General features: G+C 39.4%; 15 protein-coding genes. 9 read left to right on the top strand and 6 right to left on the bottom strand.

The features are described from left to right. Positions 1-19 precede the first annotated feature (19 nt). The 4 genes from ACFO3P_RS12170 (at position 20) to ACFO3P_RS12155 (ending at position 2,237) form a co-directional block, all read left to right on the top strand. Positions 20-550 (top strand): hypothetical protein, encoded by a 531-nt coding sequence (locus ACFO3P_RS12170; RefSeq protein ID WP_042531233.1) that lies wholly within the window; start codon positions 20-22, stop codon positions 548-550. A gap of 126 nt (positions 551-676) precedes the next feature. Next, positions 677-1,246: a DUF4256 domain-containing protein gene (locus tag ACFO3P_RS12165; RefSeq protein WP_042531235.1), complete on the top strand. Its 570-nt coding sequence runs from the start codon at positions 677-679 to the stop codon at positions 1,244-1,246. A gap of 106 nt (positions 1,247-1,352) precedes the next feature. Beyond that, positions 1,353-1,811, top strand: a complete 459-nt coding sequence (locus tag ACFO3P_RS12160; protein WP_226894734.1) for a DUF3995 domain-containing protein — start codon at positions 1,353-1,355, stop codon at positions 1,809-1,811. A gap of 84 nt (positions 1,812-1,895) precedes the next feature. Beyond that, positions 1,896-2,237 (top strand): VOC family protein, encoded by a 342-nt coding sequence (locus tag ACFO3P_RS12155; protein WP_193062539.1) that lies wholly within the window; start codon positions 1,896-1,898, stop codon positions 2,235-2,237. 125 nt (positions 2,238-2,362) lie between these two features. Here ACFO3P_RS12155 and ACFO3P_RS12150 read toward each other — a convergent pair whose 3' ends face one another. Together ACFO3P_RS12150 and ACFO3P_RS12145 are read right to left on the bottom strand one after the other, a co-directional pair. Then, positions 2,363-3,871: an alkaline phosphatase gene (locus tag ACFO3P_RS12150; RefSeq protein ID WP_256705558.1), complete on the bottom strand. Its 1,509-nt coding sequence runs from the start codon at positions 3,869-3,871 to the stop codon at positions 2,363-2,365. A gap of 135 nt (positions 3,872-4,006) precedes the next feature. Further along, positions 4,007-4,561 (bottom strand): nucleotidyltransferase family protein, encoded by a 555-nt coding sequence (locus ACFO3P_RS12145; protein ID WP_193062542.1) that lies wholly within the window; start codon positions 4,559-4,561, stop codon positions 4,007-4,009. A 256-nt stretch (positions 4,562-4,817) separates the two neighbouring features. Between ACFO3P_RS12145 and ACFO3P_RS12140 the strand changes: the two genes are divergently transcribed. The 4 genes from ACFO3P_RS12140 (at position 4,818) to ACFO3P_RS12125 (ending at position 8,579) form a co-directional block, all read left to right on the top strand. Beyond that, entirely contained in the window at positions 4,818-5,762 is a 945-nt protein-coding gene (locus ACFO3P_RS12140) for a helix-turn-helix transcriptional regulator (protein WP_289584673.1), read from the top strand. A gap of 83 nt (positions 5,763-5,845) precedes the next feature. Continuing rightward, positions 5,846-6,334, top strand: a complete 489-nt coding sequence (locus ACFO3P_RS12135; RefSeq protein WP_256705560.1) for a DinB family protein — start codon at positions 5,846-5,848, stop codon at positions 6,332-6,334. A gap of 31 nt (positions 6,335-6,365) precedes the next feature. Next, complete coding sequence (locus tag ACFO3P_RS12130; RefSeq protein ID WP_256705561.1) at positions 6,366-7,418, top strand: hypothetical protein; 1,053 nt, start codon at positions 6,366-6,368, stop codon at positions 7,416-7,418. 318 nt (positions 7,419-7,736) lie between these two features. Further along, positions 7,737-8,579, top strand: a complete 843-nt coding sequence (locus ACFO3P_RS12125; protein WP_289584674.1) for a DUF4037 domain-containing protein — start codon at positions 7,737-7,739, stop codon at positions 8,577-8,579. Positions 8,580-8,641: 62 nt separating this feature from the next. Here the strand turns inward: ACFO3P_RS12125 and ACFO3P_RS12120 are convergent, their stop codons facing one another. After that, complete coding sequence (locus ACFO3P_RS12120) at positions 8,642-9,562, bottom strand: LysR family transcriptional regulator (RefSeq protein ID WP_289584676.1); 921 nt, start codon at positions 9,560-9,562, stop codon at positions 8,642-8,644. Positions 9,563-9,623: 61 nt separating this feature from the next. Here ACFO3P_RS12120 and aroA point away from each other — a divergent pair, with 61 nt between their 5' ends. Further along, a complete protein-coding gene (gene aroA / locus ACFO3P_RS12115) occupies positions 9,624-10,976 on the top strand; it encodes a 3-phosphoshikimate 1-carboxyvinyltransferase (protein WP_256705564.1) in 1,353 nt (450 codons plus the stop codon). A 30-nt stretch (positions 10,977-11,006) separates the two neighbouring features. On the opposite strand, the gene ACFO3P_RS12110 is transcribed toward aroA, so the two are convergent. The 3 genes from ACFO3P_RS12110 to ACFO3P_RS12100 form a co-directional block, all read right to left on the bottom strand. After that, on the bottom strand, positions 11,007-11,165 hold the full coding sequence (locus ACFO3P_RS12110; RefSeq protein WP_379542437.1) for a VOC family protein: 159 nt from the start codon (positions 11,163-11,165) through the stop codon (positions 11,007-11,009). Between the two features lie 216 nt (positions 11,166-11,381). Next, complete coding sequence (locus ACFO3P_RS12105; protein ID WP_042531247.1) at positions 11,382-12,920, bottom strand: BCCT family transporter; 1,539 nt, start codon at positions 12,918-12,920, stop codon at positions 11,382-11,384. 561 nt (positions 12,921-13,481) lie between these two features. Beyond that, positions 13,482-14,888 (bottom strand): sodium/glutamate symporter, encoded by a 1,407-nt coding sequence (locus ACFO3P_RS12100; RefSeq protein ID WP_193062556.1) that lies wholly within the window; start codon positions 14,886-14,888, stop codon positions 13,482-13,484. Positions 14,889-15,090: the final 202 nt, after the last annotated feature.

Below are 15,090 nucleotides of genomic sequence, written 5' to 3'. Positions count from 1 at the left end.
TAAAAGTGGTGAAGAAAAAATGAAGAAAGGTATATATCTTACTCTGAGCATCCTGGTTTACCTCATTATTCTAACTGGCTGCAATGAAAAAAGAGACTATGAAACAGACGGCCCTTTTATCACAGTAACTTCTATTTCCACCGGGCCAGATGAATACAGACATTTTTACCCGGTAAACTATGCTGTTTATGAAAACGGGAAGCTGACACTGCATACAGAACAGACAGGTGATATAAAAATAGGTGAAGATGCTCCAGTATATGAAACAAGTGTTTCTGAAGAAGAAGTGGAAAAGATTAAAAGTCTGATAGAAGATAACTTCTGGCAGCTTCCCGAAGATGTATCAGATGATGACTCCGTTGATGGGAGCTTTTATTATGTCGACGTCCATTTAACAGATTCCACGACTAGAGTCGGCGGACTGAACCCGAATGAAGCGGGATTTATAGAAATAGTTGATTATGTACATAATTTGGCAGAAAGGGAAAATCGGGAGCTGTGGGAGAAGCAATTAAGAGAGCATATTTATAAAATGAATCCTGATTCTTAATTTCTTGTGTAATCTAAACTAAATCATTGTTCGGGGAAATAAAATTCAGGATAAAAAATGAAATAACCTTCCTAAATGGATATAATAAGATTAGATGAAATAATCTAAAACGTAAGGAGACTAAATATGACAGCAGAAAATAAAAAAGAGCTTTCTCAAGCGGAACAGGAAGAATTACTGGGGAAATTAAAGACGCGTTTTGAAAAGAATACGGAGCGTCATCAGGGTCTGGAATGGGAACCGATTCAAGCCAAGCTGGAGGGGAATTCCGAAAAATTAATCTCCTTATTTGAAATGGAGAGAACGGAAGGCGAGCCGGATGTAATTGGATATGATGAGGAAAGGGAAGAATATATCTTTGTAGACTGCTCGAAAGAAAGTCCTAAAGGACGCAGAAGTGTGTGCTATGACCGGGCTGCATTAGAATCAAGAAAGAAGCACAAACCGGAAAATAGTGCGATAGATATGGCAACGGATATGGGCATTGAAATGTTAACAGAAGACCAATACCGCGAACTCCAAAAGCTTGGAACTTTTGATGCGAAAACATCAACCTGGGTAAAGACACCGACGGATATTAGAGAACGAGGCGGAGCACTTTTTTGTGATTTCCGTTTTGGGCATGTTTTCGTATATCATAATGGCGCGGAATCCTATTATGGTTCCCGTGGGTTCCGGGGGATGTTACGAGTGTAGCAGTAAGCAGGAGAAGGATATGGAGAATCAGGAATGGATGTAAACCGACAATTCTTGATTCTTTTTTATTTGTACAAAGAATAACAGAGCAGAGAGGAGCATTTATTTGCTGGTCAATCGAGGATGGCTTATTTTAGGCATTATTTGGACGGTTCTTTTTGCCGGTATGAGCTTTTATTGGGCGATGGGCGGAATGCTTGGTGTCAGATCTCTGGGCGGAGCAATCTACGAAATGTCGCTTGATCCGGAACCTTCCTTTGTTCGCATTGTATGGCTGACGGGCTTTGTGAAATTATTAGGCGCATTATTGCTATTGCTGCTGCTCGTTTCATGGAAAAATGCGGTTATCGCCAAGGCGCTTTATTACCTAGCAAAGCTTGCAGGCGTATTTTTATTTATGTATGGATTCTTAAATTTTATCACGATTTCAATGAGTGCATTTGCTATGTTGGATATGGATTTAGAAGCCCATGCAACCTTTTGGAGATTGGTTTTTTGGGAGCCGTTTTGGATGATAGGCGGAATTTGTTATTTTTTCTCTGTGAAAAAATATCGCTCTGTTTAAGGTTGTACGCTTGCTTCAGGTATATTTGTCAAACAGCTATTATTTCAATGCTGGAAATTTTATTCATTGTAAGGAGGGGATCGTATGCAATTAAAACATTTAAACCTAACAGTAAACGACGTGGAAGCTTCGCGGGAATTTCTGGAGAAATACCTTGAAATGACATGTGTGAATAGTCGTGGCAAAGGTTTTGCAGCTATGTTTGACGATAATCAATTCGTTTTGACGCTGATGAAAGGAAAAGGTGTTCAATATCCGAAAACCTTTCATATTGGATTCCCGCAAGAAAGCAGAGAGAAAGTAAATCAAATAAATAAACTGTTGAAAGAGGATGGTTATGAAGTAGATTCACCCATTGAATCTCATGGATATACGTTTTATGTGGAGGCTCCGGGCGGATTTACTGTTGAGATTTTGTCTGAGTAAAATTAAAAATTCATTTATTTAAGGTATTCAAAAATCCCTGTGAATCACCGAGTACGTAATAAACTCGTATTCACAGGGATTTTCAAAGAAGTCTAATAAGCTGCATCTAAATTTTGTCTAGACACTTATTTAAAATACACTTCGTCGCCTGGATAAATCAAATGCGGATTTGGAAATTGATTGATTTCCTGCAATGTTGTCCATAAATAATTATATTTTAGGCCAATTTCAAATAAGGTGTCTCCAGGTTTAACCGTATAGGCTTCTTCTTCAGAATGATTTTGGCTGATTTCTCCGCCTAGTTCCATTTCTGCCGCATCAGCGATGATTTTTGGTAAATCTGTATTATCGAGTGATCCTGAAAATTGATCAGCTCCTGGTCCATATGCGTAGACGGGAATATCCACCCCTGTGTGATTGGTACTTGTCCATCCGACATTGGCCTTTGCACTGATGACTGCGTTAATAGCCATCTTAGGGTCTTCTGCTTCTTGAATGGATTGAATTTCTTCTTCTGATAATTCCATATCCGTATAGTTACCAACCACTTCTTTCGTGTTGGAGCGATCCTCATTTAGATCTGCAGCAATATTCTCACCAGTTGCCGTTACACTATGAAGCAACTCTGGATTTGCTGTTCCTGAACCGTTAGCCCCTGCGGTCATGCCGCCTGTTTCATGATCTCCTCCAACAACAACCAGTGTATTGCCATCCTTTTCAGCGAAATCCATTGCTTCTTGAACTGCTTCTTCAAAAGCGCCTACATCTGTCATTGCCCATGCTGCATCATTGTCATGACCTGCCCAGTCAATCTGGCTTCCTTCTACCATCAGAAAAAAGCCGTCTTCATCTTTGTTTAGGGTATCAATGGCAGTTTGCGTCATTTCTGCAAGACTAGGCTCTTCCTCCGTATCACGATGCAATTCCGGTGACATGGCATCATCTGCGAATAGTCCCAGTAAATTCTCATTTTCTAAATCAATATCTGCTTCCAATAATTGATTGCGATTTTCAATAAGCTGATATCCTTGCTCTTCTGCTTGCTGAAGCACGTTCGTTTCTTCTTGATTTCCGCCTGCTGATTCTGGAAGGAAATTATTTTTTCCGCCACCAAGTAAGACATCAATCTCATTATCTATTAATTGTCTGGCAATCTCAGTTTCCTTGTTCCGGTCATCCACATGAGCACCAAATGCCGCTGGAGTGGCATGTGTAATCGTGGAAGTAGCAACTAGTCCCGTAGACATATCTTTGTTCTGTGATGCTTCTAAAATCGTCTGCTGCGGGTTACCTTCAGGGTCCAACCCAATAACGCCATTATTCGTTTTGACACCTGTTGCCATAGCTGTACCTGCTGCAGCGGAGTCGGTAATATTGGAATCAGCGGAATATGTAGTATACATTCCTTGCAAATGGTTATCCCATACGGCAGGCTCCCCTTTATAATGCCGATAATTGGTTGCGTAGTCAGCGTTAAAACCATCGGGTATCATATAAATGATATTTTCCGCCTTCTCTCCATTTTCTCCGCTATTATTCAATTGGCTGTTTCCGTCTGCGCTCGCTGCTGTGGTACTTACTCCTGAAAAAATAATTCCGGCACTTAACGCTGTCACTCCAAGCTTTTTTAACATACCATTATCCTCCTTCGAAATTGAATCTAACTTCATTGTAGGTGGCAGACTTTAACTGAGGATGAATAGAATGTAAATAATATGTAATGTTCTGTTTTTTATTAATAAGATAAGGATAAGTTTTCATGTATCGCATTAATATTCTATAATTAAATTTTTCCAGACTGAATCCCATTTTTTATTATGCATCCGTTCTCTATAAATAGAATGGAGCCTTGTACCTTTTACATAATCCGGCGTTGGTTTGACAATGCCTTGAAATAAATCTTGTAAACCATGAGGAGCCATTATTTTAATTTCATGGTGAGACATCTGCGCAGCAACGGCAGTGGGTGTCTCAGGAAAGTGAGAAACACCATCAAAGGAAGAGGTATAAGGGAGGTTGTTATTCTTTAAATGCATCCTCGCTTGATTTTTCACAGACCATGGCTGTCCAGGCATCCATTTTTCTAATTTCGCTTCTAGTTTTTTCTCTGTAACTTCGAAAAGATCCGTTTGGTCAAAATAAATAACATCAATATCATTTATTTTTGTATGATAATCATATAAGATATCCCAAACTTTACTTCTGATTAATCCCGCAGCAACCCAACAATCATTCAGTTGTAATCTGTCTACTGTTTGTAAAATCGATAGGATACAGCTGTCTTGCTGGAGAATCGCTATTAATCTGTCTTCGAACTCTATCATATGTACCACGCCCTTTTTTATCTGTCTATATTGTATAGCATAATCAGACTGAATGAAATGCTGCACAAATTATTTTATAGAAATATCTGAATATAAAACGAAACTTCACTCAATGGGAGTTTTACGGACGGTTTTTCGTGATAAAATAAAGAGAATATGAAGTTAACAGTGCAATAAAGACAAAAGGAAATTTGAAAGTGTTCTCATGTAACTCATATACCTAGCCCCTGCCTTGCATGCGAATGGAGGAAATGCCATGTCGAAAACCAAACGTTTAATTGAGCTAATGATGACAGTAAATGCAAAACGCAAATTCACAGCGAGAGAGCTGGCAGAGGAATTTAATGTTTCCTACCGGACGATTCTCAGAGATTTGGATGAATTAAGTGAGCTGGGGGTGCCGCTTTATTCAGAAGTTGGCGCGGATGGCGGCTATTATGTATTGAACGAGCGGATGCTTCCTCCAGTTTTATTAAAAGAGTCAGAAGCCATTGCCCTTTATTTTGCTTTTCAATCTTTGCAATTTATCGGGGCTTTACCATTTGAAACAGAAACAGGCTATGTTTTAAAGAAATTATATAGCTACCTGCCAAATGATGCGAGAATGCGTATCGATACGATGAAGGACCGGATTGTTTTTTGGAATCCAAGTCGTGTACAGACCGCAAATGAACTGGATATATTATTAAATGCAGCGGTAGATCAATCTATGCTTACGATTCAATATGACAGTCAAAAGGAAATAAAAGAGAGAATGATTCAGCCCATCGGCTTGTACAGTCATAATGGTTTCTGGTATTGTCCGGCCTATTGTTTTCTGCGTGAGGATATTCGTTTATTTCGTGCAGATCGAATAAAAAAAGCGGAGCTTACTAATGAAAAAGGGCAGGAATTGCCTTATTCATCCGTGATGGACTGGATTGAGCTATCAGAATCTGAGGTTTCTGACCCGATTCCGTTTACAGTGGAGTTAACACGAGAAGGAGTACGGCGGGCGATGTCAGAAATGGATTTAGAAAGGCATGTTCAGAAGCTGCAGGATGGAGCTGGCTGGGTGAAAATGAACATACCAAAGACCGAGCTGACATACTTTGTTGATCTGGTCTGGAATTTTGGCAGGGAAGCGCAAATTATAGAACCAGAAGAAGCAATAGCCCTTATGAAAAGAAAGTTAAAAGATTTGCTGGAGAGATACCATTAATTTTTCAACTATTTTTATCAATGATGACAGGATTTGTCATGATTCCATGATAGGGTAGAAAAAACAATGAAAGGATGAGCGTAATGAATGCTGCAGCTATTTTAAGAGACGAGTTATTAGCAGAGTTGGATCTTGGTATCCAGTCTATGGAAGGATTGTTAAAAAAGGTGGAGGAGAAGGATTGGAATTACCGGCCGGCAGAAAATATGCGCAGCCTCAGGGAGTTGGCGCAACACATCGTATCGATACCAGAAGTAGACTTGAATCTTTGGCAGGAAAAGGATCAGGAGACCATTAAACAGTTAGAATCAAAATATGAGAAGCTGGAATCTTCTGAGGAACTGATTGAAGCGATGAATCAAGGCTTACAATTGTACAAAAATTATATGCTTTCCTTGTCAGTTGACGATTTTTTAACGAAAAAGACGAAACCCTTTTACCTGGAAAAAGGGGAAACACAGGCGCATTGGCTCGTGGAAGAAGTTTCTCACCTATTTCATCATCGGGGGCAATTCTTTAACTATTTAAAGCAGCTTGGTTACGATATTAATATGTTTGACCTTTATGTTTAATAGAGAAGAAATAGGTGGGGGTGCATCTGATTTGAATAAGAAAACAATTATTTGCGAACGCTTACAAAGGCAAAGATTAACAAAGCCGCTTGAAGATAGGCAAGATATCAAAGCCTATAAACAGCTATTTCAGAAATTACAGCCTGTAGCGCCGGTTTTTAATAGCCGTCCAGGCGAACCGCCACAGCTGGTGCATAGGATAGCTTTTAATGATGCCTTTTTGTCAGAAAGCATACGTAAAAAACATCAGTTAGTAAAAGGTCGTTTTCAAGGCGGGCGTATCGGATACGTACTAGAAGATGATTTGAGTCTTTATAGCACTATTTTCCGAAAACCTATCCCCAAAATGACGGGGCTCCAAAAAGAGATTTTATCCATGATTCAACAATCTGGCGGTATATCAAAGAATCAGCTGAAAGAGGAACTGCCTTTTAAAGCACGAGAAATTACTGCTGCCTTAAAAAGATTGCAGGAAGCTTTTTTAGTTTATGAGTTACAAATAGATACGGATTGGAATACAGGCTGGTTCGATTTTAAAACAGAGTGGCCGGAGATAGAATGGGAGCTAGATAGTACTTCAGCAGCAGCCCAGATGCTGTTACGTTTTTTTGATGTAATGGTATTTGCCACCTTAGATCAAATTAAAGGCTGGACCCAATTAAAGCTGAAAACAATCCAAGGCGCTTTAACCGTGTTAATGGAAAGAGAAGCGATTGTAAAGTTAGAAGTGGATGGACTTGGGGAAGGGTTCGTTCAGAAGAAGGATTTAGATTTAACGGATAACGAGATGCCACAATCTGTATTTATGCTGGATAAATCAGATTATTTAGTCAGAGCAGATTTGGATGAACTGAAAGACCGGTTTAAAGGAAGTGAAGTTCTTCAGTATCTTTTAATTGATGGCGAATGGAAAGGAGCAGTGCTTGGACATTGGCGGATTGGTCCGCATGATGTAGAGGATGTTGTGCTCTGCTTGGAAGAGAAAGAGGCGGAAAAAAGGAAAGATGAAATCATTTCTGCTGTCAGAGCAGGATATCCAGAGGAAACAACCCGTATTGTGTGTTTTAATGGAGACCAGCTATAAGGAGAAAAGATGAAAAGAGATTATGATAGCTAACCAGAAAAAATTCATGCCCGCAGCGCTGAATATCTGATAAGAACTGCTAAAGAAAAAGATGCCAAAAGATTTTCGAATATCAGACTGCCAATAGATGGAGAAACAGAATATATGGATAGGGAAAGAGGAGAAGCCTATATTGATGAAGCGGGGTTTAAACATATCATCAAAAATGATGCGGAAAGTACGAACAATCTATGCTAATGGGGAAATTCATAGACGGAGAATAATTAAAAAAGTGATGAATAGAGTACTTTTAAGTGGCGTAAGGAGGTGCACGGTATCATGGACTTAAATAAATTAGCATCCAAAGCTTCAAAAATGTATCAAGCTAATCCCAAAGTAGAAGCTGTTTTATTAGGCGGTTCAGTATCCAGAAACTGGCATGATTCCTATTCCGATATTGAACTGTTTATTTTCTGGAAAGAGCCGCCGACAGAGGAGGATAGAAAAAAGCCAATTACAAAGCTGGCAGGAAATATCATTGATTTTCACCCTTATGAAGAAGAGGAATGGTCAGAAAGCTTTATTACAGAGGGAATAAAATTAGAAATAAGTAATTTTCTAACACAAACGATTGCAGAGATCATAGAGGATGTCATTGTGTTTTTTAACCCCGATGTATATAAACAATGTATTGCAGCGGCTGTATATGATGGTGCTGCGTTAAGCGGGAAGTCGCTTATACAGGATTTGAAGGAAAAGGTACATTCCTATCCGGATGAATTGAGTATCGCCATGATAAAAGAATATATGTTTTTAAGTAATAGCTGGACAAACCGAGCTGCATTGCTACATCGGAAAGACTGGCTGATGCTATATAAAGTAATGACAGATGTTCAAACACACCTCATGGGCATGCTGTCTGGCTTAAATAAACAGTATGTCCATCATCCTGCTTTTAAATGGCAAAGGCAGACATTGGAATTAATGACAATTGTCCCTGAAAATATATACAGCCGTCTAGCGTCTGTTTTCTTGGATAATCCCACAGATTCTCTAAAGGAATTAGAAAAAATCGTGCAGGAGGTTTACCAGCTTATACAGCGCGAATACCCGCAAATAGACATCTCACCAGTTATCGATAAGTCGTTATTTTTGCGGCCTGAGCAGGATGGGAGGGCATAGGATACGGCGGAGAGCTGCTGATGCCCTTTTCTTATTCGTGTTCCATATTCCATAAAATTCAGTCAGCTTAACAAATGATTTAAAAAAGTGTCAGCTGCCAAAGACAAGGGAGCATTTTTCTTCGTGGCCAATCCAATTTGTCTTTTTTCAATATCTTCATCGATGCTCACTTCAAATAGTTCCTTACCAGCTAACTCCTTTGATACAAGCTCTTTCGCAACAAACGCAATACCCATACCAATTTTTGCACATTCGATTAATAATTCCACGCTGCCAACTTCTATATCAGACTGCACTTCCAATTCTCGTGTAAGAAAAAGCTGATTTAGAAATTTCCTGGAGCTGCTTGCTTCGGAAAAAGAAATAAGCGGATATTCTTGGATTGCTGACAGAGAAAGTCTTTCTTTCGATAAGTGCTGAAACTTCTTCCCGGCAACAAATGTAGTGTGAAGACTTAAAAACTCCGTTATAGAAATATTATTTTGATGCACTGGCAGATGAACAATGCCAATATCAATCAGTCCATTTTCCAGTTTTTCTAGAATCTGTGGTGTCGAGCCATGCTGTAACCTGATTTGGATGTCGGGATATAACTCTTGAAAGGTTTGTATATAGGGAAGAAGATAATGCTTGCATGTGGAATCACTCCCTCCAACGGTAACAGACCCGTTTTGTAGATTTTTCATTTCTGTCATTTTTTGTTCTGCATGATGAATTAAATCAAACGCTTGTTTGAGATAATCAAATAACACGTCTCCTTCCTTTGTCAGCAGAACTCCCTTTGATGTTCTGGTGAATAGCTGCATACCCAGTTCGTTCTCCAGCTGTTTAATGGAATGACTCACACTTGGCTGCGTAATAAAAAGACGATGTGCGGCTTTACTAAAGTTCTTTTCAATAGCTGTTATGTAAAATACACGATATAAGTCTGTATTTATGATATAGACACCACCTATAGCTCTTATTAAAAATAACAATTTCATTTATATCATAATCCAAATTATAATGAAGAACAAACAGCATCGGTTAGAAGGGGAGATAAAGATGGAGGAAAATCTTATGTTTGACAGCAAAGCCAGAAGTCCCTGGACCTCTTTGCAAGGGATTGAAAGGATAACTGTTTCGCCTGGGAAGCATAGAATAGAGGATTCTATCACTATTCCAGGAAGTAAAAGTCTGACAAACAGAGCGCTTATCATGAGCGCTTTAGCAGACGGTAAATCCCAAATAAGCGGCATCTTAAAAAGTGATGATTCCTATTGGTGTATCGAGGCATTAAAAAAATTAGGAGTGAATATCAAGCTTCAGGGTAATACAGCGTATGTCAATGGAAACAGAGGTTGGTGGAATTCTGCTGATTTATATATAGGTTCAGCTGGAACCATTGCAAGATTTCTGCCAGGAGTCTTGGCTGCGTGTCATGAAGGAGAGTGGGAGCTGGAGGCGAGTCAAAGCATGCGTAAAAGACCGGTTGCACCGCTTATTGACGCTTTAAAAGAGCTTGGTGCTGAAATCGATTATTTAGCTGCGAAAGATTATTATCCATTGCGGATTAAAGGAACTGAAATGAAAGGTGGAGAAGTCAGCCTTTCAGGTGCAATATCCAGTCAATTTATCAGCGGGATATTGATTGCTGCACCGTGCTTCAATGAAACCACGACAGTAACCATCAAGGACGAAATTGTGCAGCATGCCTATGTTTATTTAACCCTGGATTTAATGAAGGAGTATGGTGCAGATGTACAAGATGATCATGCGCTCCAGCAAATCGTTATAAATCCTCAAGGGTACAAAGCGAAAGATATCCAACTGGAGCCAGATGCCTCTGCGGCCTGCTACTTTTTGGCGCTGGCGGCGGTGACAAACGGAAGGATACGGATAAATGGTTTGACAGAGAAAACCAAACAGCCGGATATTCAGATGCTGGAGGTCTTTGAACAAATGGGCTGTCGGGTTACGAAGGGCGCTGATTTTATTGAATTAGAGGGCACAATGAAACTAAAAGGCGATTTTGAGATATCCATGAAAGAGATGTCTGATCAGGCATTGACTTTAGCGGCAATCGCGCCTTTCGCAGATGGTCCAATAACGATTAAAGGTGTTGCACATATCCGCCATCACGAATCTGACCGGATAAGTGTTATCTGTAAAGCATTAACCCAGCTGGGGATCATAACAGAAGAATTTAACGACGGGTTAAAAGTTTATCCTGGCAAGCCGAAACCAGCCTTATTAAACACCTATGATGATCACCGGGTTGCGATGGCATTGGCCTTGATCGGAGCAAGAGCAGAAGGAATCGAGTTAAACGATCCCGGCTGTGTTTCTAAAACATTTCCACCATATTTTGCGTTATTGGAGGATTTAGGTGTGAGGATAACAAAGCATCAAGCTTGATAATTACAAAGCGGCTGCTGCTTATCCAGTTCATATCATAATTATATTGCCATCAGGGTCGCTTATATTAAAATAAGCAAAATCAACAAATTCTACGATTTCCGATACGATCTCATATTGTAATTTTTTAATATGCTGATAAGCCTGATCAATATTATCTGTATGAAAATTAAATAGAGGGTACGGCAGCGGTGTGATTTCTTTTGTTGCACCAGTTGGTCCTGCATCCGAAATCCATTATAACATAATATTGGGAATATTATGTTATAATGGATTGTCTAATAATGTATGTTTAGCCTATATAAAAACCAGCCTTCCTTCAAAATTAGAGAAAGGCTGGTTCCGATATGATTCAGCACAGTATAGCTGGCTATAAGACCTCCACTTCAAGAAATGAAGGAAGGATTATGATAACGTCTCTTTTTTATGATTCTCATACAAGTCTTTACATGCTTTCGGAGCTGTCCAGAAGGTAGTCAGCAATAAGAACACAACTGGGACAGCAGTAACAACGATAAACGACTGTAATGAATTGACACTGTTTTCACCAACGGATACAAGGACAATAGCTACTAAGCCCATAACCATCGCAAAGAAGGCTCTTAACCATCTTGGCGGATGCCCGTTACCGGAGATAGCCATGGATATTGTTAGTGACATAGAATCTGTTGTTGTTAATACAAAGATGATTGTGGCTAATAGAAACAAGAAACTGAAAATGGTACCTAGCGGTAATTGTTCCGTAATCGCCATCATGGCAGCAGGTTGCCCGGATTCATTCAAGGCGGTCGATATCGATCCTGGAAGTTCTAATTCCTGGAAAATCCCAGTGCCGCCGATAACAGCAAACCAGATAGTCGAAACGACAGGAGCTATAATTGCAACAGCTACAATAAGCTCGCGAATGGTCCGTCCACGCGAAATGCGGGCAGAAAAAACAGCCATCATTGGACCGTAGCCGATAAACCATGCAAAGAAAAATACAGTCCATAAGTTGAGCCATCCCTCATCACCGCGATAAGTGCTGAATGGAATAAGTTCGTTCACATAGAGCCCGAACGCTTCAAGATAATGATTGAAAATAAAATATCCTGGGCCAAGTATCAATACGCCAATAATTAATGCTACCGCCAAAATAACATTAAAGCTGCTTAAAAGTTGAATTCCCCGATGAAGGCCGGATACAGCAGAAATAGCTGCGGCGACAACGAGTAAAATAATAATGGTAATATGAACGGCGAGTGTGTCCGGAATGTTTGTAATGGCGCTCAATCCGTAGCCCGCCTGCAATCCTAAAAATCCAATCGGACCAATCGTTCCAGCTGCAACAGAAATAATTGCAAAGGAATCGACAATGGTTCCAAATGCACTTTTATAAATAACTTTTTCTCCAAAGATTGGATAGAGAAGGGATCTTGGCTTTAATGGCATTCCTTTATGATAATGGGAATACATCAACACAATCGTGCCAAGTGTCCCTAAAATCGCCCATGAGAGGAATCCCCAATCAACAAAGCTCATTGCAAGCGCAGGTACAACGGCCTCCGGTGATGCATTTTCAATTCCTGAAAAATGAGGAGGAACCTCCAGAAAATGACTCAAAGGTTCTGCGGCTGCCCAAAACACACCGCCTCCAGCTAATAAAGTACACATAATTATAGAAATCCATTTAAATGTACTCATTTCCGGTTTATCAATATTCCCCAAACGGATTTTTCCATATTTCGAAAAGGCTAATATTAAAGCTATAAAAAACGTTCCCAGTATAACGATCTGATAAATGATTCCAAAATAAGTAGCTGACCATCCAAATAAAGTGTCCACCATATTTGCAACAAAGTCTGCGTTAACCAGCGCGGCTATGACAAATAGGATAAGCGCACCGCCACTTATCAGAAATGTAGGTAAATCTAAAGAGTTCTTCTTTTTATTTGAAGCTTGCATTACTTCTTTTCCTCCAGTTTGTTAATTATTCTATCCATTTATTCTTCCTCCGAATCCCAATTTCTATTTAATGAGTATATACTTTTTTTACGAGGGGAAATGCGAAAAAGCCCCGACATGTTCTTTTATTATCATGAAATAGGCAACAGAAACGCAGAAAAATAAAAAGTGGAATCATACTCCAGCAACGGAAGTATAATTCCACCGTTCTATACCCTAAATCACTTTAATCAGATTGTCAATCATACATCCTTATTTGAAATTATCTCTTTTTTTGCAAAATAATTATTGGTTAAAGAAGATGTAGAAGAAATAACATTAGAAACAAGTCAACGATAAAAGTTATTGCAACTGGTGAAATAATTGCAGGAGCTGGTACTTCAAGTACAATGACTACGGCCTATCAGCCTGACGCTTTGTCTATTGATGGATTATTAAAAGAAGCCCCAGATTCAGCAAATGTTGCAGTATCTTGGTTATTCTCGTTAGGGGTATTATTTTCTGGTGCTTCAGAGTTAAAAAGCAACAACATGAAATAGTACTCATGCTGTTGCTCATATGCTAATCGAATTCTTTCCTTTTTCCAAAGTATAGGGTACCTAATAACCAAAATGCAGTGGTTAATAAAATCACTGCTATTAATACAGGAATTGCTCCAAATTGGATGATAAATGGTACGGAAGCAGCAGTTACAAGGCCGCCACCAACCATTGGTTCAAATAATATTTGTTTATAACCAAACGCATTGAGTGCAGGCGATTTATTCTCTGGATCCACAATACGCATAAGCATTATTCCTGTCGCTGCAACTCCGGTACTTTGACCAAAATCTCCAATTCCTCGTTCAAACCAGTAACTCGGAATCATCTTAGGTCCGAGATATAGGAAGAGGAAGATATTAAGAGCTATACCGACAATGGAAAGTAAAATAAATGGAATGATATTAGCTCCAATTACTTGCAAGCTTAGTGAAGCCATGGCACTAATGATTAGAAAATCCAGTGCTACTCCTTGTATTGTGTTAATCGTATCCCGATCAACTAGTTCATGATAATCAAAGCGGGATAGAAAGATTTGGACAATTATCCCGCCAATCATTGCAAATGGAAACAAAGGAACATATTCAAATAAATAAATATCCAGTGCGCTTCCATACGTTGCATCTTCTAACCAAACAAACGCTTCTAATAGTACATAACCAATGAATATAGAAATACCAATTAGACCTAAGTGAAATGCAAATGGTTCAATTGATAGCGGAGAGGTAGTTTTCGTACCTGCCGATTTACGGTGTTCTTTATTGATAATGCCCGTTCGTTGTTCAAAAGAAATTTCATCGGGATGACGTAACGTCTGCGATTTCCCTTTTCGTGCAGCCCAATTCACCATAATCATACCAATTACTACGCCGGACAGTATTCCTACCGTTGCTAAACCAATAGCAAGGTCATAACCTTCAGAGAATCCGAGTTCTTCAAATGTACTTTGTAAGCCGGCAGCAGTGCCATGGCCGCCAACAAAGCTAATTTCAATCAGTGCTCCTGCTGCAGGACTAAGTCCAAAAAAGGGGGTTAATACGGTAAGCGTTAGTAATATACCTACTACGTATTGAGCCCAGGATATTGTGTAGCCTAAGGCTATTTGCGGTCCGCCAACCCTCCACATCTTTCTAGGCTTTGGTAAGATAAATCCAATAAATAAACATGCAAAAACAATATTAATCAATAGCTCAGGTAAACCCGCCCAAACTTCTACCATATCTTTAGTAAAGAAGCCAGCATCAAGAAAACCATCTGTAGTTAGCCGGCCTAATACTTCCGGCCCCAATAAGAGTGCTAAGAAACCACCTATCAAAGACGTAGGTAAGAAGAGTTTTTGAAGGATGGGGATTTTCAATCGGATAAGCTTCCCGATTACGAGCAGAGCGGCTAGTATAATAACAGCAAAACCGACAATTTGTAAGGACATAGATAAACTCCTTTTCATAAAATTTTAAGAGGATTTCCAAGTAGAAATGAAATAAAAAATATTGAACTTCACTATACCCGTCATAATACTATGAAAAACATGTCATATTCTCTTTAGCGTACGTCAATGTTACATATGTATCTCTGGAATAGAACTTGAAATGACTGCTTTATCTCGTATTATATTGCTTTTTAATTTTACT

The organism is Oceanobacillus aidingensis (assembly GCF_042654105.1).
In the GTDB taxonomy this organism is placed as follows: domain Bacteria; phylum Bacillota; class Bacilli; order Bacillales; family Amphibacillaceae; genus Oceanobacillus; species Oceanobacillus oncorhynchi.
This window is presented reverse-complemented; position numbering and strand designations above follow the sequence as displayed.